Genomic DNA, 24,782 nt, shown 5'->3' with positions numbered 1-24,782 from the left:
CGTATGACCTTCTCCGCGCTCCCCGCCTTCTCCGCGCCCCCCACCACCGACGAGCTGCGTGCCCGCGCCGAGGCCGCGCTGCGGCGCTGCGGCGCCGAGCCGCCCGGTGACGGGGGTGGCGTCGTCGCGCGCACGCCGGTGACCGGCGGTGTGCTGTGCTCGCTGCCCGCCGCGTCGGTGGAGGGCGTCGACGCGGCGGTCGGGGCCGCCGCCGAGGCGTTCCGGACGTGGCGTGCGGTCCCGGCGCCCGTGCGGGGCGCGCTGGTCAAGCGGCTGGGCGAGCTGCTGACGGTGCACAAGGAGGACCTCGCGGAGCTGGTCACCATCGAGGTGGGCAAGATCCGCTCGGAGGCCCTCGGTGAGGTACAGGAGATGATCGACATCTGCGACTTCGCGGTCGGCCTCTCGCGTCAGTTGTACGGACGCACGATGGCGTCCGAACGGCCCGGTCACCGGCTTGCCGAGACGTGGCACCCGCTGGGCGTGGTCGGGGTGATCTCGGCGTTCAACTTCCCCGTGGCGGTCTGGGCGTGGAACACCGCCGTCGCGCTGGTGTGCGGGGACACGGTGGTGTGGAAGCCGTCCGAGCTGACCCCGCTCACCGCGCTGGCGTGCGACGCGCTGCTGGCGCGGGCCGCCGCCGGGGCGGGTGCTCCGGCCGGCGTGCACCGGCTGGTCGTCGGCGGGCGTGAGACCGGGGAGCGGCTCGTGGACGATCCGCGGGTGGCGCTGGTCAGCGCGACCGGGTCGGTGCGGATGGGACGGGAGGTCGCGCCCCGGGTGGCCGCCCGGTTCGGGCGCTGTCTGCTGGAGCTGGGTGGCAACAACGCGGCCGTGGTCACCCCGTCCGCCGACCTCGACCTGGCGGTGCGGGGCATCGTCTTCTCGGCGGCGGGCACGGCGGGGCAGCGGTGTACGACGCTGCGCCGGCTGATCGCGCACCAGGATGTCGCGGACCGGCTCGTGGAGAAGGTCGTCCACGCGTACGGGCAGCTGCCGGTGGGTGATCCGTTCGACGCGGCCACGCTGGTCGGGCCGCTGATCGACGGGCGGGCGCTGCGGGCGATGGGCGAGGCGCTGGAGGAGGCGCGGGCGGACGGCGGCAAGGTGCTGACGGGCGGGGAGCGGGTGGCGGCCGACGTGGCGGCGGACGCGGCCTATGTGCGGCCGGCGGTCGTGCGGATGCCCGCGCAGACCGGTGTCGTACGGCGGGAGACCTTCGCGCCGATCCTGTACGTGCTCACCTACCGCACCCTGGACGAGGCCATCGCGCTGCACAACGGGGTCCCCCAGGGACTGTCGTCCAGCATTTTCACGCGGGACCAGCGGGAGGCGGAGCGGTTCCTGGCCGTCGACGGCTCCGACTGCGGGATCGCGAACGTCAACATCGGCACGTCGGGCGCCGAGATCGGCGGGGCGTTCGGCGGTGAGAAGGAGACCGGGGGCGGCCGGGAGTCGGGCTCGGACGCGTGGCGCGCGTACATGCGGCGGGCGACGAACACGGTGAACCACGGGGACGACCTGCCGCTCGCCCAGGGTGTGCACTTCCTGTAGGCGGCCGGGAAGATCCGCGCACCCGCCCCGGTTGGTAGAAACGTGAACGATTTCCGGGTACGAGACGACGTCCTGGTACGGGATGTGGACGTGGTGGTCGTCGGGGCCGGGCAGGCGGGGCTGTCGGCCGCGTACCACCTGCGGCGCGGCGGACTGGAGCCGGACCGGGATTTCGTCGTCCTCGACCACGCGCCGCGGCCGGGCGGCGCGTGGCAGTTCCGGTGGCCCTCGCTCACGTACGGCAAGGTCCACGGGATGCACGCGCTGCCCGGCATGGAGCTGACCGGGGCCGACGAGAGCCGTCCGTCGTCGGAGGTGATCGCCGGCTACTTCGCGCGGTACGAGGAGACGTTCGGCCTGCGGGTGCGCCGGCCGGTCGATGTGACGGCCGTACGGGACGGCGAGGAGGGCCGGCTGCTGGTGGAGACCGGGCAGGGGACGGCGTACGCGACGCGTGCCCTGATCAACGCGACCGGCACCTGGGACCGGCCGTTCTGGCCGCGATACCCGGGCCAGGAGACCTTCCGGGGCCGGCAGCTGCACACCGTGGACTATCCGGGTCCGGAGGAGTTCGCCGGGCAGCGGGTGATCGTGGTCGGTGGTGGGGCATCCGGCACCCAGCACCTGATGGAGATCGCGGAGGTGGCGGCGGAGACCACGTGGGTGACGCGCAGGGAGCCCGTCTGGCGCGAGGGGCCGTTCGGTGAGGCGGAGGGCCGGGCGGCGGTCGCCCTGGTGGAGGACCGCGTACGGCGGGGGCTGCCGCCGCAGAGCGTGGTCAGCGTGACCGGGCTTCCGCTGAACGACACGATCCGGCGGGCCCGGGAGCTCGGCGTCCTGGACCGGTTGCCGATGTTCGACCGGATCACCCCGACCGGGGTGGCCTGGGACACCGGGCGGACGGTCGAGGCGGACGTGATCCTGTGGGCGACCGGCTTCCGGGCCGCCATCGACCACCTCGCGCCGCTGCGGCTGCGCGAGCCGGGCGGCGGGATCCGGGTGGAGGGCACCCGAGCGGTCCGGGACGAGCGGGTCCATCTGGTCGGGTACGGGCCGTCCGCCTCGACCATCGGCGCCAACCGGGCCGGCCGGGCCGCGGTGCGGGACATCCGGCGGCTGCTGGAGCGCGTCCCCGTGGACGCGTCCGCCGGGTGAGGGGCGCGGGTGGGCGGCTCGCCGCGCTCCCGCGCCGGGCCGTCAGCTCACCGCGCTGCTGCGGGTCTCGTTGAACTCCCGCACGTTCTGCTGGTGCTCCGCGTAGCTGGCGGTGAAGCGGGTGTCACCGGGGCGGACGGTGACGAAGTACAGCCAGTCCCCCGGCGGCGGCTCGACGGCGGCGGCCATGGCCTGCTCGCCGGGGTTGTCGATCGGGCTGGGCGGCAGGCCCTGGCGGTTGTAGGTGTTGTACGGGCTCTCCGTCCTGGTGTCGGCGTGCGAGGTGTCGAGCGTGGAGCGGCCGAGGGCGTAGTTGAGGGTCGAGTCCATCTGGAGTGCCATGCCCTGAGCCAGCCGGTTGTAGATCACGCGGGCCACCTTGCCCATGTCCGCCACGGTGTCGGCCTCGGCCTGCACGATACTGGCGATGGTCACGGTCTGGTAGAGGTTCACGCCGTTGCGCTGCGCGCCCGCGCTGATCCGGTCCGCGCCGAACCGCTCGTGGGCGGTCCTCACCATGTAGTCGAGCAGGCCGCGGGGGGTGGTCTTCTTGTAGACCGGGTAGGTGGCGGGGAACAGGAACCCTTCGGGGTTGCCCTGGGCGTCGGGCGGCAGCTTCAGCTTTCCGCCCTCGGCGATCTGCCGGGTGGTGCCCGACGGCACCTTGAGCGCCTTGTCGGCCGCCTCGTAGACCTGGGTGGCCCGCCAGCCTTCCGGGATGAGCAGCATCGTCGGCTTCTCCGGGGGCGGCGGGGCGGGCGTCTCCCTGAGCAGCAGGAGCGGCACGAGTACGGCGGCGGCCACGACGACGACCAGGCCTGCGGCCAGGGACAGCTTGCCGCGGCGGGTCATCCGGGGCCGGCGCCGGGGGGTGCCCTGCGGGGACTCGTTCACCATGGGCGCACGCTAACCCGCGCGGCCTGCCGCATCGGGTACCTGACGGCCCGTCGACACGTCGACCACCACATCGGCCCAGAACACACGAACAGGGGATCGGATGTTCGCCGGAACGTGTGATCGCATCGGGTTTCCCCGCCCAACTCCCGTGCGTCGCATGATGCTTACGGTGCGCAAGCGACGGGCTGCAGACCTCGGTTGCGTCGTCCCACACATGCACGAAGCACAAGGAGAACCATCCCCATGAACCTGATCACCGACCTGCTCGCCGGCTTCTTCCACTTCGTCGGCTGGCTCGTCTGACACCGGTTCCACTCGGGCGCCGTCGCTTCCCCGTCCCACGGAAGCGGCGGCGCTCGCCTTTGGTGGCTCAGGACGCGGAGGGGGTGAGTTCCGCGTCGCCGTGGACGAGGGCGGCGTAGCGGCCGTCCCGTTCCAGCAGCTGCTCGTGGGTGCCGCGCTCCGCGATGCGACCCGCGTCCAGGACGACGATCTCGTCGGCGTCCCGGATCGTGGAGAGCCGGTGCGCGATCGTGATCGTGGTGCGGCCGGCGGAGAGCGCGTCGATGGCCTGCTGCACCGCGTGTTCCGTGCGCGTGTCGAGGGCGCTGGTCGCCTCGTCGAGGATGAGGACGGGCGGGTCGCGCAGGATGGTGCGGGCGAGGGCCAGGCGTTGCTTCTCCCCACCGGAGAAGCGGTACCCGCGCTCGCCGACGAGGGTGTCGTACCCGTCGGGCAGGGAGGCGATGTGGTCGTGGATCTGGGCCGCTCGCGCGGCTCCCTCGATCTCCTCATCCGTGGCCTCGGGGCGGGCGAACCGCAGGTTGTCGGCGACGGAGGCGTGGAAGAGGTACGTCTCCTGGGAGACCACTCCGACGGCCCGGGTGAGGCTGTCGAAGTCCAGGTCGCGCACGTCGACGCCGTCGAGGGTCACCCGGCCGCCCGTGACGTCGTACAGCCTGGGCACCAGGTAGCTGAGGGTGGACTTGCCGGAGCCGGTGGAGCCCACGACGGCCAGCTTGCCGCCCGCCGGGACGGTGATGTCGATCCCGCTGAGGGTCTCGCCGCTCTTCTCGTCGTACTGGAAGCGGACGTCCTCGAAGCGCACCTCGCCGCGGATCCCGTCCAGGCGCACCGGCTTCTCGGGCTCGGTGATGTCCACGGGCAGGTCCAGGTACTCGAAGATCCGCTGGAAGAGCGCGAGTGAGGTCTGGATCTCCACCCCGGTGGACAGCAGGCTGACGGTCGGCCGGAACAGGCCCTGCTGGAGCGAGACGAAGGCGACGAGCGTGCCGATCGAGATGGTCGCCCCGCCGGCCTGGAGGGCGAGCCCGGCGGCCCAGTAGATCAGCGCGGGCATGGCGGCCATGACGATGCCGATGGTGGACATCCGCCACCGTCCGGCCATCGAGGAGCGCACTTCGAGGTCGACGAGCCGCTCGGACTCGGCGGCGAAGGCCTTGGTGAGCGAGTCCGCCCGGCCCATGGTGCGGCCGAGCAGGATGCCGCTGACCGAGAGCGACTCGGTCACGGTGGCGGCCATCGCGGCCATCTGCTTCTGACGCTGGGTGGTGATCGTCTTGCGCTCGCGGCCGACGCGGCGGCTGATCCACACGAACAGCGGAAGCAGGAGCAGGGAGACGCAGGTCAGCCGCCAGTCCAGCGCGAGCATCGCGACGACCGTGGCGATCACGGCGGTGAGGTTGGAGACGAGGGAGGTGGCGGTGGACGTCACGGTGGCCTGCATGCCGCCGATGTCGTTGGCGATCCGGGACTGCACCTCGCCGGTGCGCGTGCGCGTGAAGAAGGCGAGCGGCATGCGCTGCAGCTGGGCGTAGACGGCGGTCCGCAGGTCGTGCATGACGCGCTGGCCGACCGTCGTGGAGATCAGGGTCTGGAGCACGTTGAAGACGCTGTTCACCACGGCGGTGAGGATCATGCCGAGGGCGAGCAGTGTGAGCAGCCCCGTGCGGCCCTGCGGGATCGCGGTGTCGAGGACCTCACGCAGCAGGAACGGCGAGGCGACCGAGACCAGCGACGAGGCGGCGACGAGCAGCCCGACGACGGCGAGCCGGCCGCGGTAGGGGCGGAAGAGCCGGAGGATGCGCCGGATCTCGGCCGGCGGCTGCTCCGGATCGGGTGGCGGTGGCGTCCATGAGGACTCGGCGTGGATGCGCATGGGCTCCTTCAGGCGCGCGCGGTGGGCGCGGGGAGTCGTGAAGGCTCGGACGGTGGGGCTCGGAAGTCAACGATAAGGCCTTTGAGAGGATAGCTCATTGTTACCTGTGCTCACAGTGAGCGTGGTCCTGATATCCTCTCCGCCATGAACTCCCCCGACGCCGACGGTCTGCTCGCCGAGCAGCTGCTGCGCCTGACCCGCCGGCTCCACCGCAGTCAGCAGCGGCAGCTCGCGTCGGCCGGCGTCGCCATCACGCCCGCCCAGTCCCGGCTGCTGCGGATCGTCGCGCATTACGACCGGCCGCCCCGGATGGCCGATCTCGCCGCGCGGCTGGAAGTCGTCCCCCGGGCCGTGACGAGCCTCGTCGACGGCCTGGAGGCGAGCCACCGGGTCCGCCGCGTCCCCGACCCGGACAACCGCCGGGTGATACGGATCGAGCTGACCGACACCGGCCGCGACACGCTGCGGCGGCTGCGCGACGCGCGCCGGGCCGCCGCGGAGGACATCCTGGCCCCATTGACCGCCGAACAGCGCGAGGTGCTCGGCGGCCTGCTGTCCGCGCTGGTCGACGACGTGAGCTGAACCGAGTCCCGTACCGGAGCGCGGCCGCCGGGCGAGGGCCCGACGCCCAAGGGACCACCATGCCGCTGCTGGAGCCGACCCCGGACGGACTGCGCCCCGGCGCGCGGCGCCGGCCGTCCCTCGACCGGGCGCCCGACCTGCTGGCGGAGGGATCCCCGGGGCGGCTGCGCGACGAGCTGGGCGCGCTCCTGGGCCCCGCAAGGTGCTGTGGCGGGTGTCCGACCTGATCAGGTACGCGTCGGACGCGAGCCCGTACCGCTTCGTCCCGCAGGTGGTCGTGGTCCCCGAGGACATCGACGACGTCTCGGCCATCCTGTCGTACGCGCGCGGGAAGGGCCGCGAGGTCGTCTTCCGGGCGGCCGGGACGAGCCTCAACGGGCAGGCGCAGGGCGTGACCGTGCGACGGGGCGCCGCTACCACTCGGCGCTGCTGGAACCGGAGCGCGCCACCCGGCCGTGAGAGGGCGCCGGGCCGGCTGGCCGAACAGGGGGAAGCGGGCGGCGTCGCCCCCCAGCAGGCGCTGTTCGGACTCCGTCGGGGTACGCGGCCGGTGGCGGCCCGGGCGTAGTGCTCGTGGCCCCACGCCACCGGCACGCTCCGGCCCGGCAGACGGTCGAGCGTGGCACGCACGGAGGAGAGCCCGGCCGCCGACGGGCCGGGCGCGCGTCCGGCGGCCCCGCGATGAGGTCGAGGTGGTGGATGGTGGCCTCGACGGCGAGGGTCGTCATCAGGTCACCGGCGGTCAGGACGTGGCCCCGCGTGGAGACGTGGCGCCGCGGGTCCGCCGCGGTCAGGCCGTTCGCCGCGCCCATCGTGTCGGGCCGTCAGTCCCGCCAGTACGTGAGGGCATCCCGGTCGACCGGTCCGGAGGCGGGGTGTGCAGGGCGACCGGTCCGCGGCGGGCGTCGTCCGGGCCGTGGCGCCCGCCGGGGGTGCGGAACTTTGTCCATGTGTTCGCCACAAGAGTCCAAACGGCGCTCTTGCGTGCCGTCACCCCAACGGCCAGGGTCCTTCCCGGGATTCATGAACCAGCCACGCACGTGACGCACGGGAGGTTCGATGAACGACGCAGTACCCGGGAACCAGGACGCACCGAGCCGCCGCTCGGTCCTGCGGACGACGGCCGGTGTGGCGGGCGCCGCCGGTCTGGGGCTCGGCGCGCCGGCCGCCGCCGTCGCCGCGACCGACGGCGCGGGCGTCCAGGCGGAGCCGGCACAAACGGCGGCGCCCGTGCGACAGGGCGCCACCATGGCGGGGGTGCCCTTCGAGCGGCGCTCCACCGTACGCGTCGGGATCGTCGGTCTCGGCAACCGCGGCGGCAGCATGATCGACCTGTTCCTCGCCCTGCCGGGCGTCCGCGTGATGGCCGTCTGCGATCCGGTCCGGGCGAAGGCGGAGTCGGCCGCCGCCAAGGTGGTGAGGGCGGGGCAGCCGTCCCCGGCCGTCTACACCAACGGCGAGGAGGATTACGCCAAGCTCTGTGAGCGCGGTGACGTCGACTTCGTCTATGTGGCGACTCCGTGGGACTCCCACTTCGAGATGGCGAGGACGGCGATGCTGAACGGCAAGCACGTCGGCGTGGAGTGCCCGATCGCGATGCGCCTGGACGAGCTGTGGGCGCTGGTCGACCTCTCGGAGCGGACCCGCCGCCACTGCATGCAGCTGGAGAACTGCTGTTACGGCAGGAACGAGATGCGGGTGCTGCGTATGGCGCACGCCGGGAAGTTCGGTGAGTTGCTGCACGGCGCGGGCGCCTACAACCATGACCTGCGGGAGCTGATGTTCTCGCCGACGTATTACGAGGGGCCCTGGCGGCGGCTGTGGCACACCCGGTTGCGCGGCGATCTGTACCCGAACCACGGGTTCGGCCCGGTGGCCAACTACATGGACGTGAACCGGGGTGACCGGGCCGTCTCCATCAGCAGCTTCGGTACGCCGGCGCTCGGTCTGGCCGAGTACCGGGAGGCGCACGTGCCGCCCGGCGACCCGAGCTGGAAGGAGACGTACATCGGGAGCGACCGCGCGATCAGCATGATCCGGACGGCGAAGGGCCGGGTGATCCGGCTGGAGCACGACGTGTCGACGCCGCATCCGTACAGCCGGATCAACAGCCTGGGCGGTACGAAAGGGGTCTTCGAGGACTACCCGGCCCGGATCTACGTCGAGCCGGACCACAAGGGTCACCAGTGGGGCGACTTCTCCGCGTACGCGGCGGAGTTCGACCACTGGCTGTGGAAGGAGCACGCCAATCCGCCCGGTGGGCACGGCGGCATGGACTACCTCATGGTGTTCCGGCTGACGCAGTGCATGAGGCTCGGTCTGGTCCCGGACTTCGATGTGTACGACGCGGCGACGTGGACGGCGCCGGTGCCGCTGAGCCACGCGTCGATCAAGGCGAAGGGCGCGCCGCAGCCGATCCCGGACTTCACGCGCGGCGAGTGGAGGAAGCCCCGGTCGGGGGTGGATTCCGTCAGGCCGCGGTGAGCGAGGCGGGGCCCGGTGCCGATGACGCACCGGGCCCCGCACCCCGGCGGCCGGGAGTCAGGGCCTCAGCACCGCACCGCTGAGCATGCTCATGACTTTCCGTTGTCTCATGCGACGTGAGTGAAACCCGCGGCCCCGCCCGGCGCCAGAGCGGCCCGTGAACCTTGGCCTGTTCTGTCCGCCCTGCCGAAAAATCGATTGCCGACGGCAGGCCCGGAAGGTGAACCTTGCACGGTTTTCCTTTCCTCCCGTCGATGAAATCCCTGGGACGTCATGCAGATTCACCATCTTCCGTACGCCGATCCAGGTGATCCCGACGTGAGGTCGGGCACGCGTTTCCTGATCTGGCTGGGCCGCAACCAGCTGGGCGGCCAGTTCAAGTCCCTCGGCTGGGGGCTGGTGCACCAGCTCGGCATCGCCGGACTCCCCCTGGGCGTGGGCTTCGCGGTGCAGGCCGTCGTGGACGGCTCCGCCTCGCGCCTGGCGTGGGCCGGCGCGCTGATGGCGCTGCTCGGGGCGGCGATCACGGTGGGCGACACCATGCTGCACCGCACCGCCGTCACCAACTGGATCACCGCAGCGGCGCGCGTGCAGCAGTTGCTTGCCCGCAGGACCGCCGAGCTCGGCTCGCTGCTGACCCGGCGGGTCGCCGCGGGCGAGGTCGTCGCCGTCTCCACCGGTGACGTGGAGCGGATCGGCTGGTTCGTCGAGGTGCTGTCGCGGTTCGGCGCCTCGGCCCTCACGCTGGTCGCGGTCTGCGTCGGCCTGGTGCTCTACCAGCCGGCGCTCGGTGTGGTCGTCGCCGTCGGCGTCCCGGTGCTGGCGCTGGCCGTCCTGCCGCTGCTGCCCCGCGCCACCCGGCGCGCCGACATCCAGCGCGAGAGGGCGGGCCGCGCCACCGAGTTGGCCTCCGACACGGTCGCCGGGCTGCGGGTGCTGCGCGGTATCGGCGGCGAGGAGCTGTTCCTCGGCCGTTACCGCGAGGCCTCCCAGCGGGTGCGCGAGGCCGCCGTGCGCAGCGCCCGCATGTGGGCGCTGATCGCGGCGATCCAGGTGCTGCTGCCGGGGCTGCTGCTGATCGGTGTGGTGCTGTACGGGGCGAAACTGGCCCTCGACGGGCGGATCACGGTCGGCGAACTGGTCACCGTCTACAGCGCGGTGACCCTCACGCACTACCCTCTGCGCACGTTCGAGGAGGTGGCCATGGCCTTCTCCTTCTCGCGGCCCTCCGCCAAGCGCGCGGCGCGCGTGCTGTCGCTGACCCGTACGACGACGACCACCGTGGCGCACGAGCGGCCCGACGGCGATCTGTACGACCCGGTGACCGGGCTGCGCGCCCCGGCCGGGCAGTTCACCGCCGTAGTGTGCGGCGACCCGGACGCCGCCGGGCGGCTGGCCGAACGCCTCGGCGGGCACCCGGCCGACGAGGGTGACGGGCACGCGTCCGTGCTGCTCGGCGGCGTGCCCCTGGACGAGCTGCCGCTCGACGAGGCGCGGCGTGCCGTCCTCGTACAGGACAAGGACCCGGTGCTGCTGTCCGGCACCCTGCGGGAGCTGCTGGACGTTCCGTCGTCCGGTGCCGTGCGGGCCGGGGACGCCCTGGAGGCGGCGCGGTGCGGCGACGTGCTGGACGCGCTCGCCCAGGCGTCGGTGGACGCCGACCGCGACCCGATGCGCACCCGGATCACCGAGCGCGGCCGGTCGCTCTCGGGCGGGCAGCGCCAGCGGCTCGCCCTGGCCCGTTCCCTGGTCGCCGACCCGGACGTGCTGGTGCTGGACGAGCCGACGTCGGCGGTGGACTCGCACACCGAGGCGCGGGTCGCGGCGGGCGTCGCGCGGCTGCGCGCGGGGCGGACGACCGTCGTGTTCGCCTCGTCGCCGCTGCTGCTGGACCGGGCGGACCGGGTGGTGCTGGTGCACGGGGGCGCGGCGGTCGCCGTGGGCACGCACCGCGAGCTGCTGCGCACCGAGCCGCGGTACCGGGCGGTGGTCACCCGCGAGACGGAGGACGAACTCGCCGTACCGGCACGGGCGGACGAGCTGGAGGAACTCGTGGACATCGAGGAGTCGGCATGATCGGCATGGCGCCACCGGAGTACGACCCGGCGGCCCCGCGGACGGCGACGACGCTGCCCGTGGGCAGCGCCGCGACGGTACGCGCGTACGTGGCCGAGCTGCTGCGCCGCCACCGCACGGCGCTCGCGGTGCTCGTCACCGTCAACTCGGTCGCGGTGATCGCGTCGATGGCCGGCCCGTATCTGCTCGGTTCGCTGGTCGACCGGCTGGCGGGCGGGGGGCGAGACCTCCATCTGCCGTTCACCGTCGGTGTGTTCGTGGTCGCGCTGGCCGTGCAGACGGCGTTCGTACGGCTGGTGCGGCTGCGCGGCGCGATGCTCGGCGAGGAGATGCTGGCCGACCTGCGCGAGGACTTCCTCGTACGGTCCGTGCGGCTGCCGCCCGGCGTGCTGGAGCGCGCGGGGACCGGCGACCTGCTGTCCCGTATCACCACCGACGTCGACCGGCTGGCGAACGCCATGCGCGAGGCGGTGCCGCAGCTCGCCGTCGGCGTGGTGTGGGCGGCCCTGCTGATCGGCGGGCTGACGGTGACCGCGCCGCCGCTGGCGCTCGCGATCCTGGTCGCGGCGCCGCTGCTGATCGTCGGCTGCCGCTGGTACTTCAGGCGGGCCCCGTCGGCGTACCGCTCGGAGTCGGCCGGGTACGGGGCGGTCGCCGGGGTGCTCGCCGAGACGGTCGACGCGGGCCGCACGATCGAGGCGCACCGGCTGGGCGCGCGGCGGATCGCGCTGTCCGACCGGCGGATCAAGGAGTGGACGGCGTGGGAGCGGTACACGCTCTTCCTGCGCTCGGTGCTCTTCCCGGTCATCAGCCTCACCCACGTCACGGTCCTCACCGCGGTGCTGCTGATCGGTGGCTTCTTCGTGCTGCGCGGCTGGCTGGACGTGGGTCAGCTGACGACGGGCGCGCTGCTGGCGCAGATGCTGGTGGAGCCGGTCGGGATCATCCTGCGCTGGTACGACGAGCTCCAGATCGCGCAGGTGTCGCTGGCGCGGCTCGTCGGGGTGCGTGAGATCGAGCCGGACGCCGGTGACCCGACGGTGCGGCCCGGTGGGCGCGAGGTGCGGGCGGAGGAGGTGCGTTTCGGATACCGCGAGGGCGTCGACGTACTGCACCGGGTGTCGCTGGACATCGCGCCGGGCACACGGCTCGCGCTGGTCGGCCCGTCGGGCGCGGGCAAGTCGACGCTGGGACGGCTGCTCGCGGGGATCTACGCCCCGCGCGTGGGGCGGATCACGCTGGGCGGGGCCGAGCTGTCCGACATGCCCGCCGAACGGGTGCGTGAGCACGTGGCGCTGGTCAACCAGGAGCACCACGTCTTCGTCGGCACGCTGCGCGACAACCTGCTCCTCGCGCGGCCGGGTGCCGGGGACGGGGAGCTGTGGGCGGCGCTGGGCGCGGTCGACGCGGACACGTGGGCGCGGGCCCTGGACGACGGCCTGGACACGGAGGTCGGCTCCGGCGGGGCGGCGCTCACCCCGGCGCAGGCCCAGCAGGTCGCGCTGGCCCGGCTGGTGCTGGCCGACCCGCACACCCTGGTCCTGGACGAGGCCACGTCGCTGCTGGACCCGCGGGCGGCCCGCCATCTGGAGCGGTCACTGGCGCGGGTGCTGGACGGGCGCACGGTGGTCGCCATCGCGCACCGCCTGCACACCGCGCACGACGCCGATGTGATCGCGGTCGTGGAGGACGGCCGGATCAGCGAGCTGGGCAGCCACGACGCACTGGTGGCGGCGGACGGCGCGTACGCGGCGCTGTGGCGCTCGTGGCACGGATAGGGCCTGTCCCCGGCGAGGTCACCGGTGGTCGGCCCAGACGTAGCTCTCGGGCAGCAGGTCGGTGAGGGGGACCGTGCGCAGGCGGTCCCCGTCACCGACGATCACGTCGAGCGCCGGGAAGTAGTCGTACAGGACCTGACGGCAGCGACCGCACGGGGGGACGACACCGCGCTCGCCGTCGCCCACGGCGACGACGGTCGCCAGGTCGTACGCGCCCTGGGCGGCTGCCGCGCCGATGACGACCAGCTCGGCGCAGGGGCCGCCGTGAAGTGGTAAACGTTCAGCGCGGTGAAGACGCGGCCGTCCCGGGCGCGGGCCGCGGCGGCCATCGTGTGGTTGTCACCGTGGCAGCGGGTCCGGGCGAGCCGGGCCGCGGCGGCCACGAGGTCGTGATCGACGTCCGGGGGTGGTGCGGTCACCTTCCGTACTCCTTCGCGTACCGGGCGGGGCTCTGTTGACCTCCAGGGCTCCGGGGGCTCAGCCGACGAGCGTGCTGGAGCCCGCCACGAGGGCGAGGGTCACCCCGGTCCGGCTCTTGCGCGGGGGCGGTCCCATAGGCGGCGGCCCCATCGGCGGTTGTCCTCATGGGGCCCGGCCCGGGTGGGGCCCGCCGGGATGGGCCTGTGGCGGGTAGGGCTGCTGGCGGCGGATAGGGCTGCTGGGGCGGATACGGCTGCGGCGGGAGGTGCGGGTACTGCTGAACTGCTGACCGTACGGGTTCGGCTGAGACGCGGGCCCGTACGGGCCGGGCCTGTTGGGACGGCGTCGACATGACCATGATCACACGTTACGCCGCGTAGGGGTACCGTCACCGACGTGTTCGGCCTGCCCCGGGCCGGCCGGCGTTCGGCTGGAGAGTGCCCTCGAAGTGGCGTCGTCCGCCCGAAGGGCGGGCCTGGCGGCGACGGGCAGACGGGGCTTTGCGGACCCGGCCTAGATCACGTTCAGCGCCGCCGCGCCGCCCACCCCGCCCAGCAGCATGAACATCGGCATCAGGACCTTGAGCTCCACCCAGCTGCCCGCCCGGAACCGCATGAAGGCCGGCGGTCCCACCGGGTACCACCGCTTGCGACCGACCGGTATCGGCCACAGGATCGGGCAGCCCGACACGGTCAGGGCGTCGCCGATGTCGTGGACGAGCGCGCCGAGCACGATCGGCAGACCGAGCCACAGGTACTCCTGGCCGGGGGCTTCGAACAGCCAGTTCGCGCCGTTGCCGGGCTGGTCCAGGACGCCCGCGAGGATCCACGCGCTGGTGGCGCCCAGCAACCACACCAGGACGTCGCTGGACACGCGGGCGGCCCGCCACAGCAACCCCTCGACGGCGAGCACCAGGTGGACGAAGAGCAGGGCGAGGACCGCCCACCGGCCGCCGGTGATGGCCAGCACCGACGCGCCCGCGCCGGTGAGGACGGCCCACAGCCAGGTGTGCGTGAGGGTGCGGTGGCCGCCGCTCCTGCGGGGGTCGGCCGGCTTCTTGGTGGCCTGGTATACGGCGTACGACAGCTTGTCGACGACCTCGCACACGCCCTTCGACATGGGGCCGAAGGCGCGGGAGATGGTCGCCGACTTGTGGTCGAGGTCGGGGGCGAGCGCCGCGCCCGCGCAGATCAGCGCGCCGACGACGAGCACCGGCCACGGCATGGGACGGCCCGCCGCGGCGGTCGCCGCTCCCACCCCCAGCCAGGCGGCCGCCCCGGAGAGAGAGTGCGCCGGTCCCATCATGTACGTGCCCCGCCCCATTGTGCTGTGTCGCCGTCGAGTTGACGGGACAGCGTATCGCCCCGTGATCTTCGAACCGGTGGCCGGTTCCCGCTCGGGGCCGGAAGCCAGGCAAGATGGGGGCGTGACCCTTATCGATCAGCTGCCGCCGGATGCCGACCCCGATGCCCTCTTCGAGGCCTTCTCGTCATGGGCCGAGAGCCGGGGCATCACCCTGTACCCGGCCCAGGAGGAGGCGCTGATCGAGGTGGTGTCGGGGGCGAACGTGATCCTCTCCACCCCCACCGGTTCCGGGAAGTCGCTGGTCGCGGCGGCCGCCCACTTCACGGCGCTCGCGAACGACCAGGTGACCTTCTACACCGCGCCGATCAAGGCGCTGGTGTCGGAGAAGTTCTTCGACCTGTGCAAGCTCTTCGGCACCGAGAACGTCGGCATGCTCACCGGTGACGCCTCCGTGAACGCCGACGCGCCCGTCATCTGCTGTACGGCGGAGGTACTGGCGTCGATCGCGCTGCGGGACGGCAAGGACGCCGACATCGGCCAGGTCGTGATGGACGAGTTCCACTTCTACGCCGAGCCGGACCGCGGCTGGGCCTGGCAGATCCCGCTGCTGGAGCTCCCCCAGGCGCAGTTCGTCCTGATGTCGGCGACGCTCGGCGACGTGTCGATGTTCGAGAAGGACCTGACGCGCCGCACCGGCCGTCCCACCTCCGTGGTCCGGTCGGCGACGCGGCCGGTGCCGCTGTCGTACGAGTACCGGCTGACGCCGATCACCGAGACGCTGACCGAGCTGCTGGAGACCAAGCAGGCGCCGGTCTACATCGTGCACTTCACTCAGGCGCAGGCGGTCGAGCGGGCGCAGTCGCTGATGAGCATCAACATGTGTTCGCGTGAGGAGAAGGACCGGATCGCCGAGCTGATCGGAAACTTCCGCTTCACCACCACGTTCGGCAAGAACCTCTCAAGGTACGTGCGCCACGGCATCGGTGTGCATCACGCCGGCATGCTGCCCAAGTACCGGCGGCTGGTGGAGAAGCTTGCGCAGGCGGGGCTGCTGAAGGTCATCTGCGGTACGGACACCCTCGGTGTCGGGGTCAACGTCCCCATCCGCACGGTGCTGTTCACGGCGCTCACCAAGTACGACGGCACCCGGGTGCGCACGCTGCGGGCCCGCGAGTTCCACCAGATCGCGGGGCGGGCGGGCCGGGCGGGCTTCGACACCGCCGGGCTCGTGGTCGCACAGGCGCCCGAGCACGTCATCGAGAACGAGAAGGCCCTCGCGAAGGCCGGCGACGACCCGAAGAAGCGGCGCAAGGTCGTCCGCAAGAAGGCGCCGGAAGGCTTCGTCGGCTGGACCGAGAACACCTTCGAGAAGCTGATCGCCTCCGAGCCGGAGCCGCTGACCTCCCGCTTCCGCGTCACGCACACCATGCTGCTGTCGGTGATCGCCCGGCCCGGCGACGCCTTCCGGGCGATGCGCCGGCTGCTGGAGGACAACCACGAGCCGCGCAGGAACCAGCTGCGGCACATCCGCCGCGCCATCGCGATCCACCGTTCGCTGCTGGACGGCGGGGTCGTCGAGCGGCTGGACGAGCCCGACGCCGAGGGCCGCACGATCCGGCTCACCGTCGACCTCCAGCAGGACTTCGCGCTCAACCAGCCGCTGTCGACGTTCGCTCTGGCCGCGTTCGAGCTGCTGGATCCGGAGTCCCCGCCGTACGCGCTCGACATGGTGTCGGTCGTCGAGTCGACGCTGGACGACCCGCGTCAGATCCTCGCCGCCCAGCAGAACAAGGCGCGCGGCGAGGCGGTCGGCGCGATGAAGGCCGACGGCGTCGAGTACGAGGAGCGGATGGAGCGGCTCCAGGACATCTCGTACCCCAAGCCGCTGGAGGAGCTGCTCTGGCACGCGTACAACGTCTACAAGAAGTCGCACCCGTGGGTCGGTGACCACCCCGTCTCGCCGAAGTCCGTCATCCGTGACATGTACGAGCGGGCGCTGTCCTTCACGGAGTTCACGTCCTTCTACGAGCTGGCGCGCACCGAGGGCATCGTGCTGCGCTACCTGGCGGGCGCGTACAAGGCGCTGGACCACACCATCCCGGACGACCTGAAGACCGAGGATCTGGAAGACCTGATCGCCTGGCTCGGCGAGATGGTGCGGCAGGTGGACTCCTCGCTGCTCGACGAGTGGGAGCAACTGGCCAATCCGGAGGTCGAGACGGCCGAGGAGGCCCAGGAGAAGGCCGACCAGGTCAAGCCGGTCACGGCCAACGCCCGCGCCTTCCGGGTGCTCGTGCGCAACGCGATGTTCCGCCGCGTGGAGCTCGCCGCGCTCGACCGCTTCCACGAGCTGGGCGAGCTGGACGGCGAGTCCGGGTGGGACGCGGACGCGTGGGCGGAGGCGATGGACGCGTACTGGGAGGAGTACGAGGACCTCGGTACCGGGCCGGACGCGCGGGGCCCGAAGCTGCTCTCCATCGAGGAGGACGAGCGGCACGGGCTGTGGCGGGTCCGGCAGACCTTCGCCGACCCGAACGGCGACCATGACTGGGGCATCAGCGCGGAGGTGGATCTGGCGGCCTCGGACGAGGAGGGCCGCGCGATCGTCCGCGTCACCGACGTCGGCCAGCTCTGAAAGGACTGATGGATGACCAACCCCGCCGAGAGACTCGTCGACCTCCTCGACCTGGAGCGGATCGAGGTCAACATCTTCCGTGGCGCGAGCCCGCAGGAGTCCCTGCAGCGGGTCTTCGGCGGCCAGGTCGCCGGCCAGGCGCTGGTCGCGGCCGGCCGCACCACGGAGGGTGACCGCCCGGTGCACTCGCTGCACGCGTACTTCCTGCGGCCGGGCATCCCGGGGCTGCCGATCGTCTACCAGGTCGAACGGGTGCGGGACGGCCGGTCGTTCACCACGCGCCGGGTCACCGCGGTTCAGCGGGGCAAGACGATCTTCAATCTGACGGCGTCGTTCCACCAGCCGGAGGAGGCGGGCTTCGAGCACCAGCTGCCGCCGCGCCTGGACTTCCCGCCGCCGGAGGACCTGCCCTCCGTCACGGACGAGATCCGCGAGCACCTGGGGGCGCTGCCGGAGGCGCTGGAGAGGATGGCGCGGCGCCAGCCGTTCGACATCCGGTACGTCGACCGGCTGCGCTGGACCCGGGAGGAGGTCAGGGATGCGGACCCGCGCAGCGCGGTGTGGATGCGCGCGGTGGGCCCGCTGGGCGACGACCCGCTGGTCCACACGTGCGCGCTGACGTACGCGTCCGACATGACCTTGCTGGACGCGGTCCGTATTCCGGTCGAACCGCTCTGGGGGCCGCGCGGCTTCGACATGGCGTCGCTGGACCACGCGATGTGGTTCCACCGCCCCTTCCGCACGGACGAGTGGTTCCTGTACGACCAGGAGTCCCCGATCGCCACGGGCGGCCGTGGCCTGGCACGCGGCCGGATCTACGACCGTGAGGGCCGGCTTCTGGTGTCGGTGGTGCAGGAAGGGCTGTTCCGCCGCCACTAGACGTACGGAACGGGCGGGTGCGGTCGGCCGGGCTCCCGGCGGGCGCGGCCCGCCGGCCCGTGCCCGCCCAGCGGACGTGTGATGCTGGGAGAGGGGCTCCGGCGGATCGAGGGAGTCCAGGGCCATGGCAGAACAAGCTGAGAACCGTGACCGCGTCCCCGGCGCACTGCCCTCGCAGCGGCGCGGGCGCGAGGAGAGCCTCGACGAACGCGCGGACAGGATGTGGGCGGACCTGCTCCAGGAGCTGCGGGTGGCCCAGACCGGCGTGCAGATCCTCTTCGGCGTGCTCCTCATCGCCGTCTTCCAGCCCGTCTTCACCTCGCTCGGCGACGCCGACCGGGCCCTCTACATCGCCGCGGTCACCCTCGGCGCCGCCACGGTCGGAGCGCTGATCGGCCCGGTTTCCCTGCACCGCATGGTCACCGGCCGGCACATCAAACCCCAGACCGTGGCCCTGGCCTCCCGCATGGCCAAGGCCGGCATCATCATGCTGGCCGCCACCGTGACCCTGACCCTGTTGCTCCTGTTGCGGATAGCCCTCGACGACACCTTCGCGCTGTGTCTCACCGCGGCCATCGCCACCTGGCTCGTCACGCTGTGGTTCCTCCTGCCCGCCTGGGCCAGGCGCCACTACTCCCCCGGCGGCTGAGAGCAGCGGCACGGCGCGGCGATCCGTACCCGGGCGGACCCCATCTCGCCGTGATCCTCATCGGGACCCGCGCCCGGTCCGAGGAGGCACCCCCTAGCCTGGTGGCGTTGTCCCCCTTCGATGAGGAGTTCCGCATGTCCCTGTACGACATCCCGCTGCGCACCCTGTCCGGTGAGCCGACGAGCCTGGCCGGCCACCGGGACAAGGCGGTGCTGGTCGTCAACGTCGCCTCCAAGTGCGGTCTGACCCCGCAGTACGAGGGGCTGGAGCGGCTGCACAAGCAGTTCGCCGACCGTGGCTTCACGGTCCTCGGCGTGCCGTGCAACCAGTTCGCGGGACAGGAGCCGGGCAGCGCGGAGGAGATCGCGACGTTCTGCTCGGCGACGTACGGCGTGACGTTCCCGCTGCTGGAGAAGGCGGACGTGAACGGCGCCGGCCGGCACCCGCTCTACGCGGAGCTGACGCGGGTGGCGGACGCGGACGGCGAGGCCGGGGACGTGCAGTGGAACTTCGAGAAGTTCCTGATCGCGCCCGGTGGTGAGGTCACCCGCTTCCGTCCGCGTACGGAGCCGGAGGCGCCGGAGCTCGTCGCGGCCATCGAGGCGGCGCTTCCGACGGCCTGACGCGCGTCACGGGGCGGGGCACGCCGACCACAGGCCGGCGCCGGTCCGCCGGGCGGCTGCCTCGGCCCTGTTCATCGTGGGCCAGTACTTGTCGTTGGGTTCGAAGAGCACCTTGGTGGCGTGTCCGCTGCGGACCAGGGACTCGTTGACGAAGACGTCCCGCTCGTTCCACACGTAGAGCAGGTACCGGTCGAAGCGGTCCTTGAGCTCGACGTCGCGCTCGGTGCGCAGTCTGCTGCCGGTGGGCAGCAGTTCGGCCGTCCGGGCGGTGGCCTCACGGCTGAAGCACTCGCCCCTCTCGGGTGTGTCGATCTCCAGCAGGCGTACGCGGGCGACGGTGCCGTCGGGGATGACCCTGCCGTCGCCCCGTACCTCGACGGTGTCACCGTCGATGACGCGCAGGACGACCGGACCGCGCGGTCCCCTGTCCGGCGGCTCGGGGGTGGGGGCCATGGTGGTGAGGCTCAGGACGACGGCGGCCGAGGCCAGGACGGCGGTGCTCCGGCCGCGGGGGGAAGGGTGCATGTCGCGCCCCCTCTCGGCGGGGTTTTCCGTCGCTTCCAGTACAGCACCGCGGGTAATGGTCAGGCGACCGCGCTCAGGGTGTCCGCGAGGCGGTGGCGGGCCGCGCGGGCGGCCGGGAGGGCCGTGAGGGCGAGCGCGCCGAGCACGGCGACCGCGACCAGGGCGGCGAGGTGGGGCAGGGGCGGGGTGTGCGCGATGCCCGCGCCGATGCCGGTCGCGTGGGCCTCGTGGTCGATCAGCCAGTGGGCGAGCGGAACGCCGAGGCCCGTGCCGACGAGGGCGGCGGCCAGGGCGGTGCAGCCGATGGCCGTCACGGTGACCGAGGTGATCTCGCGCGGGGACAGGCCGATGGCCTTCAGGGCGAGCTGATCGCGTTCGCCGGCGCGGAGGCTGCCGCCGATGGCGGTGGACAGTTCGGTCAGGCCGATGAGGGCGAGGACGGCGATCAGGCCGGCGACGACGCCGCGCAGGGCGGAGAGCCGGTCGGCGGGCGTGGTGACCTCATGGACGTCGAGTCTCCCCCCGGAGGCGTCGGCGAGCTCGGCGCGGACCGTGCGCGGGTCGGCGCCGTGCGCGAGCTGGAGCCGGTAGAGCGTGGGGCGCAGGGTGGGGTCGTTCTCGCGGAGCGTGTCGAGCGAGGTGGAGATGGCCCGGCCGCCGTTCTCCGGTTCGATGCTCCGCCCCACGAGGTGCAGGACCTGCGGGTGGCCGCCGACCGTGACGCGGACCCAGTCGCCGACGCGTGCGCCGAGGAGGTCGAGCAGGCCCTGGCCGGCGACGGCCTCGTCGGGGCCGCGGGCCGGGCGGCCCTCGGCGATGGAGTACGGGTAGGGCTGGGCGCGGGTACCGAGGCCGCGCAGGGCGATCGTGCCGGTCTGCCCGGGGACGAGCGCCGCGACCTCCAGGCCGGGGTGGGCGGCCGTGATGTGGCGTTGGGCCGCGAGGAGGGCGCGGGTTTCGCGGTCGGTCAGGGTGCCGTCGGGGCGGGCGGTGAGCGCGGCGGCGAGGCCGAGCTGCTCGGGGCGGCTGTCGAAGCGTTCGATGGTCGTCCAGGCGCCGAGCGCCACGGTGATCAGCAGGAGGGGCAGGGCGAGGCGGACGATGGTGGCCGGGGCGCGCCGGCCGCGCCCGAAGGCGCTGTGCCAGCCGAGGACCAGGGCGGGTGGGACGCGCAGTCCGAGTGCGGTGCGGGCGGCGCGGGACAGTCCGCCGCCGGGGGCCGCGGCCGGGGGCAGGACCGGTACGGGTTCCACGCGCCCGGCCCGCCACGCGGCCAGGCACGTCGCCGCGCCGATGAACAGCACCGCCGCCACGGGCACGGCGAGCAGCGCCGCCGCGTGGCCGGGCAGCCCCCGCGAGACCGTGAGGGCGTCACCGAGCCGGCCCGGCAGGCGGTCGCCGAGGGTGCGGATGAGCAGGGTGGCGAGGGTCGCGCCGAGCGCCGCGAAGGCGAGGTGCTGGACGAGGAAGACGCGTACGACCTGCGCGGGGGTGAAGCCGATGGCCTTGAGGACGGAGATGTCCCGCAGGTGGCCGCGTACGCGGGTGCTGATGGCGCCGAACACCGCGAGGGCGGCGGCGATCAGGGCGGCGAGGCCGAACAGTCCGAGGACCTGGCCGAGGAGCCGGGTGTCGCCCTGCGCCTCGGTGCGGGCCTGCTGCCAGGTGGAGACGTCCGTGACGGCGCCGGCGCCGAGCGCCGTGACGGCGCGCTGGACCGTGTAGTCGGTGTCGTCGGCGTCGGCGAGGCGGAGCCCGACGACCTGGCCGGGGCGGTCGGCGGGGACGGCGTGCGGGAGGGCCCAGACGGTTCCGGGGTGTTCGCCGGGTTGGTAGCGGGGTTCGGCGGTGTCGGCCACGCCGAGGACGGTGAGGGTGGCCCCGTCGGTCAGGGTGAGCCGGTCGCCGGGTTCGGCCCACAGGGCGCGGGCGAGGCCGGATTCCAGGACGACGCCGTCGGGGACGTCGGGGTCGAGCCAGCGGCCGGATGCCAGCAGGGGGCGGCCGGTCGTGGGGGGCCGGGCTCCGGCGGCGCGCAGTTCGACGCCGGCCCGGGCGCCGTGCGAGGCGAGGGTGGAGGACGCGGTGCGGTAGGGGCCGGCGACCTCCTGGACGCCGTCGAGCGCGGCGAGCCGGGCGGTGTCGGCGGCGGGGCCGGTGTGGATCCAGACGTGCGCGCCGCGGGACTGGGCGAAGACCCGCTGCCAGGGGTTGGTGGCGTAGCCGAAGAGCGCCGTCGCGAGGAGCAGGGAGGCGACGATGCCCGCGGTCGCGGCGACCATGAACAGCGCCTCGCCCCGGTGGGTGCGCAGGTCGGCGTGTGCCCAGCGCAGCATGGCCCGCACCGCCGGTCAGTCCTTCAGTTCGTTCAGTTCGAGGACGCCGGCGATGCCGGTGGAGCGCGGCGGTGTACCGCCGAGCTCGGCGTCGTCGGCGACGCGGCCGTCGAAGAAGCTGATCACCCGGTCCGCGGCGCTGGCGAGCCGCGCGTCGTGGGTGACGAGCACGATGCTCTGCCCGCGCCGGTGGAAGCGGGTCAGCAGCCGCGTCACCTCGCGGGTGCCCTTGCTGTCGAGGCTGCCGGCCGGTTCGTCCGCCAGCAGCAGGCGGGGCTGGTTGACCAGGGCCCGGGCGAGGGCGACGCGCTGCTGTTCCCCGCCGGACAGCTCGCCGGGCATGGAGCGCGCCTTGCCTTCCAGGCCGAGTTCGGCGAGGAGTTCCTCGCGTTCGGCGCGGGCCTGGCGGGCGGTTCGGCCGGCGAGCAGGGCGGGGAGTTCGACGTTGTCGGCGACGGTCAGGTTGGAGACGAGGTTGAAGAACTGGAAGACGATGCCGATGCGGCGCCGCCGTTCCACGGCCCAGCGGGCCTCGCTGTAGCCGTCGGTGCACTCGCCGTCGAGCCACAGCGAGCCGCTGTCGGGGCGCTGGAGCCCGCCGAGCAGGTGCAGCAGCGTGGACTTGCCCGCGCCGGACGGTCCGGTGACGGCGACGAACTCGCCTCGCCGTACGGTCAGGTCGACGCCGCGTACGGCGTGGGCGGGCGCGCCCTCGCCGTGGTGGGTCTTGACCAGGCCTTCGGCGCGCAGCAGCGGCACGGGTATGGAGGCGTCCGTCATCGCAGCTCCTCCAGCTCCTCCTGGCAGCGCTCCAGCCAGTCGAGGTCGGCCTGCAGGTGCAGCATGGCGCCCTCGATCAGCAGGTGGGCTATGCGGTTGTCCCGGTCTTCGGTCGCGGCCAGCTTGGACAGGTTGCGCATGGTGTTGAGGTACTCACGTCGCTGCTTGTTGATGAGGGCGATCTGGTCGGCGAGGCCGGTGCGCGGCGCGAGGGCGAGCTTCATGAAGAACTCGTCCCGCACCCTGGGCTCGTCCGCCGTCTCCTCGAACCAGGCGCGCAGCGCCTCCTGCCCGGCGTCGGTGAGGCGGTAGATCTTTTTGTTGGGGCGGCTCTCCTGGGCGATCTCCTCGCCCTCGATGAGGCCGGACTTCTCCAGCCGGCCGAGCGTCACGTAGATCTGGCCGACGTTGGTGGGAGGGTACGCGGCGCCCAGCAGTTGCTCAAGGTCCTGCTTGAGCTCGTAGCCGTGGGCGGGGCCCCTGGCCAGCAGCGCGAGGAGGGGAAGGCGCACCCGTGCTGTCCTCCTCCGCGTGCTCCCAATGTGATGTGGGCTCTAGTATCGCCCATGCCTAACGGGTATACATGCCCTGACGCCGGACGAAGGTGTACGGCGCCGTGCTCAGGGAGGAACCTATGCGGTGGATGCGCGCCGCCGGTAGGGGTCTCCTGGCGCTCGCGGTCGTGCTGACCGGGTACGTGGCTTCCGGCGCCCCCGGGGACGGGGACCGTGGCGGCGGGCGCGGTCCGATGACGCTGGCCACGGCCGGTGATCTGACCGGCTATCTCGGCCCCGTACTGGAGGGCTGGAACCGGGCGCGTCCGGCGGAGAGGGTCACGCTCGTCGAGCTGCCGGACTCCGCCGACGAGACCCGGGCGCAGATGATCACCGATCTCCGGTCGGGTGCGGGCCGGTTCGACGTCCTGAACATCGACGTCGCCTGGACCTCGGAGTTCGCGGCGGCCCGCTGGATCGCTCCGCTGGAGCGCGGCGCTTTCCCGCTGCGCAGCTTCCTGCCGCCCGTGGTGGACACGGCGACGTACGACGGAAAGCTGTACGCCGTCCCGTATGTCACGAACGCCGGGATGCTCTTCTACCGCAAGGACGTCCTCGACCGGGAGGGCGAACGCCCGCCGCGGACCTGGGCGGAGCTGGAGCGGCAGGCGCGCACGATCGCGCCGCAGTACGGGCTCGGCGGGTACGCGGGCCAGTTCCTGCCGTACGAAGGGCTCACCGTCAACGCCGCCGAGGCCGTGTACTCGGCGGGCGGCACGATCCTGGGGGACGAGGGCGAGCGGGTCACGGTCGACTCGGAGGCGGCCCGCTCCGGGCTCGGGTTCCTGGCCCGGGGCGTGCGTGACGGGTGGATCCCCCGGGAGGCCCTGTCGTACAAGGAGGAGGAGTCCCGGCAGGCGTTCCAGGAGGGCGGGCTGCTCTTCCTGCGCAACTGGCCGTACGCGTACGCCGGCGCCTCCGGCGCGGACTCCAAGGTCGCGGGGAAGTTCGCAGCGGTGCCGCTGCCGGGTCCGGACGGGCCGGGTACGAGCGTGCTGGGCGGCTCCAATCTGGCGGTGAGCGCCCATGCGCGGCACCCGGAGTCGGCGCGGGACCTGATCGCGTACCTCACGAGTGACGCGGTGCAGCGCCGGGTCCTGACGGAGGGCGCGCTGCCGCCCGTACGGGCCGCGCTGTACGGGGATCCGGCCCTGGTGCGGGCGTTCCCGTACCTCCCGGCGCTGCGCGCGAGCGTGCTGGCGGCGGCTCCGCGCCCCAAGAGCCGGCACTACGAGCAGGTCAGCCTGGCCGTGCAGGCCGTGGCGCACGACGCGATGGCGGGGCACCAGACGCCCGAGGCCGCGGTGCGGCGGCTGGCCGGTGAGCTGGCGGAGATCACCCGCCGGCGCTGATCGCCCACGCCCGCCTCCA

Annotated in this window: 18 protein-coding genes and 2 pseudogenes; 12 read left to right on the top strand and 8 right to left on the bottom strand. The window is 72.9% G+C overall.

Translation table 11 applies throughout. The features are described from left to right. Positions 1-3: 3 nt before the first annotated feature. Both ABZZ38_RS15070 and ABZZ38_RS15065 read left to right on the top strand, forming a co-directional pair. Positions 4-1,554, top strand: coding sequence for an aldehyde dehydrogenase family protein (locus ABZZ38_RS15070; RefSeq protein ID WP_356739563.1), 1,551 nt, complete (start codon positions 4-6; stop codon positions 1,552-1,554). 42 nt (positions 1,555-1,596) lie between these two features. Next, positions 1,597-2,709, top strand: coding sequence for an NAD(P)-binding domain-containing protein (locus ABZZ38_RS15065; protein ID WP_356739561.1), 1,113 nt, complete (start codon positions 1,597-1,599; stop codon positions 2,707-2,709). A 42-nt stretch (positions 2,710-2,751) separates the two neighbouring features. On the opposite strand, the gene mltG is transcribed toward ABZZ38_RS15065, so the two are convergent. Next, complete coding sequence (gene mltG / locus ABZZ38_RS15060; protein WP_356739559.1) at positions 2,752-3,606, bottom strand: endolytic transglycosylase MltG; 855 nt, start codon at positions 3,604-3,606, stop codon at positions 2,752-2,754. A gap of 370 nt (positions 3,607-3,976) precedes the next feature. Beyond that, a complete protein-coding gene (locus tag ABZZ38_RS15055) occupies positions 3,977-5,785 on the bottom strand; it encodes an ABC transporter ATP-binding protein (protein ID WP_356739557.1) in 1,809 nt (602 codons plus the stop codon). 144 nt (positions 5,786-5,929) lie between these two features. Here ABZZ38_RS15055 and ABZZ38_RS15050 point away from each other — a divergent pair, with 144 nt between their 5' ends. The 5 genes and pseudogenes from ABZZ38_RS15050 (at position 5,930) to ABZZ38_RS15030 (ending at position 12,705) form a co-directional block, all read left to right on the top strand. Beyond that, complete coding sequence (locus tag ABZZ38_RS15050; protein WP_356739555.1) at positions 5,930-6,367, top strand: MarR family transcriptional regulator; 438 nt, start codon at positions 5,930-5,932, stop codon at positions 6,365-6,367. A gap of 59 nt (positions 6,368-6,426) precedes the next feature. Further along, positions 6,427-6,758: pseudogene (locus tag ABZZ38_RS15045) on the top strand (FAD-binding protein); the annotation flags it as partial. A 668-nt stretch (positions 6,759-7,426) separates the two neighbouring features. Further along, the gene (locus tag ABZZ38_RS15040; protein WP_356739553.1) at positions 7,427-8,851 is read left to right on the top strand and encodes a Gfo/Idh/MocA family oxidoreductase; all 1,425 of its coding nucleotides are present in this window, start codon (positions 7,427-7,429) and stop codon (positions 8,849-8,851) included. Positions 8,852-9,124: 273 nt separating this feature from the next. Continuing rightward, entirely contained in the window at positions 9,125-10,927 is a 1,803-nt protein-coding gene (locus ABZZ38_RS15035; protein WP_356739551.1) for an ABC transporter ATP-binding protein, read from the top strand. Then, positions 10,924-12,705, top strand: coding sequence for an ABC transporter ATP-binding protein (locus ABZZ38_RS15030; RefSeq protein ID WP_356739549.1), 1,782 nt, complete (start codon positions 10,924-10,926; stop codon positions 12,703-12,705). The genes ABZZ38_RS15035 and ABZZ38_RS15030 overlap by 4 nt, the downstream gene beginning before the upstream one ends. 18 nt (positions 12,706-12,723) lie before the next feature. On the opposite strand, the pseudogene ABZZ38_RS15025 reads toward ABZZ38_RS15030, so the two are convergent. Continuing rightward, positions 12,724-13,124: pseudogene (locus tag ABZZ38_RS15025) on the bottom strand (cytidine deaminase). A gap of 514 nt (positions 13,125-13,638) precedes the next feature. Further along, positions 13,639-14,430, bottom strand: coding sequence for a metal-dependent hydrolase (locus ABZZ38_RS15020; protein ID WP_356739547.1), 792 nt, complete (start codon positions 14,428-14,430; stop codon positions 13,639-13,641). Positions 14,431-14,491: 61 nt separating this feature from the next. On the opposite strand from ABZZ38_RS15020, the gene ABZZ38_RS15015 reads away from it, so the two are divergent. The 4 genes from ABZZ38_RS15015 (at position 14,492) to ABZZ38_RS15000 (ending at position 19,216) form a co-directional block, all read left to right on the top strand. Then, positions 14,492-17,065 carry a DUF3516 domain-containing protein gene (locus tag ABZZ38_RS15015; RefSeq protein ID WP_356739545.1) on the top strand — a complete coding sequence of 858 codons (2,574 nt, stop codon included), beginning with the start codon at positions 14,492-14,494 and terminating at the stop codon, positions 17,063-17,065. Between the two features lie 12 nt (positions 17,066-17,077). Continuing rightward, positions 17,078-17,944, top strand: a complete 867-nt coding sequence (locus tag ABZZ38_RS15010; RefSeq protein ID WP_356739543.1) for an acyl-CoA thioesterase II — start codon at positions 17,078-17,080, stop codon at positions 17,942-17,944. A gap of 124 nt (positions 17,945-18,068) precedes the next feature. Further along, entirely contained in the window at positions 18,069-18,593 is a 525-nt protein-coding gene (locus ABZZ38_RS15005) for a DUF6328 family protein (protein ID WP_356739541.1), read from the top strand. Between the two features lie 134 nt (positions 18,594-18,727). Beyond that, on the top strand, positions 18,728-19,216 hold the full coding sequence (locus tag ABZZ38_RS15000; protein WP_356739651.1) for a glutathione peroxidase: 489 nt from the start codon (positions 18,728-18,730) through the stop codon (positions 19,214-19,216). A gap of 6 nt (positions 19,217-19,222) precedes the next feature. Here the strand turns inward: ABZZ38_RS15000 and ABZZ38_RS14995 are convergent, their stop codons facing one another. The 4 genes from ABZZ38_RS14995 to ABZZ38_RS14980 are packed head-to-tail and all read right to left on the bottom strand — an operon-like array spanning position 19,223 to position 23,369. Next, on the bottom strand, positions 19,223-19,741 hold the full coding sequence (locus ABZZ38_RS14995) for a thermonuclease family protein (RefSeq protein WP_356739539.1): 519 nt from the start codon (positions 19,739-19,741) through the stop codon (positions 19,223-19,225). A gap of 59 nt (positions 19,742-19,800) precedes the next feature. Then, on the bottom strand, positions 19,801-22,086 hold the full coding sequence (locus tag ABZZ38_RS14990; RefSeq protein ID WP_356739537.1) for an FtsX-like permease family protein: 2,286 nt from the start codon (positions 22,084-22,086) through the stop codon (positions 19,801-19,803). 6 nt (positions 22,087-22,092) lie between these two features. Beyond that, entirely contained in the window at positions 22,093-22,857 is a 765-nt protein-coding gene (locus ABZZ38_RS14985) for an ABC transporter ATP-binding protein (RefSeq protein WP_356739535.1), read from the bottom strand. Beyond that, a complete protein-coding gene (locus ABZZ38_RS14980; RefSeq protein ID WP_355365215.1) occupies positions 22,854-23,369 on the bottom strand; it encodes a PadR family transcriptional regulator in 516 nt (171 codons plus the stop codon). Before ABZZ38_RS14980 ends, ABZZ38_RS14985 begins: the two co-directional genes overlap by 4 nt. A 122-nt stretch (positions 23,370-23,491) precedes the next feature. Between ABZZ38_RS14980 and ABZZ38_RS14975 the strand changes: the two genes are divergently transcribed. Further along, on the top strand, positions 23,492-24,763 hold the full coding sequence (locus ABZZ38_RS14975) for an ABC transporter substrate-binding protein (protein WP_356739533.1): 1,272 nt from the start codon (positions 23,492-23,494) through the stop codon (positions 24,761-24,763). Positions 24,764-24,782 lie beyond the last annotated feature (19 nt).

The sequence above is a fragment of the Streptomyces sp. NPDC006368 genome (assembly GCF_040612535.1).
In the GTDB taxonomy this organism is placed as follows: Bacteria; Actinomycetota; Actinomycetes; order Streptomycetales; family Streptomycetaceae; genus Streptomyces.
Note: the sequence above shows the minus strand (reverse complement) of the source record. Positions and strands in the feature narration are given on the sequence as shown.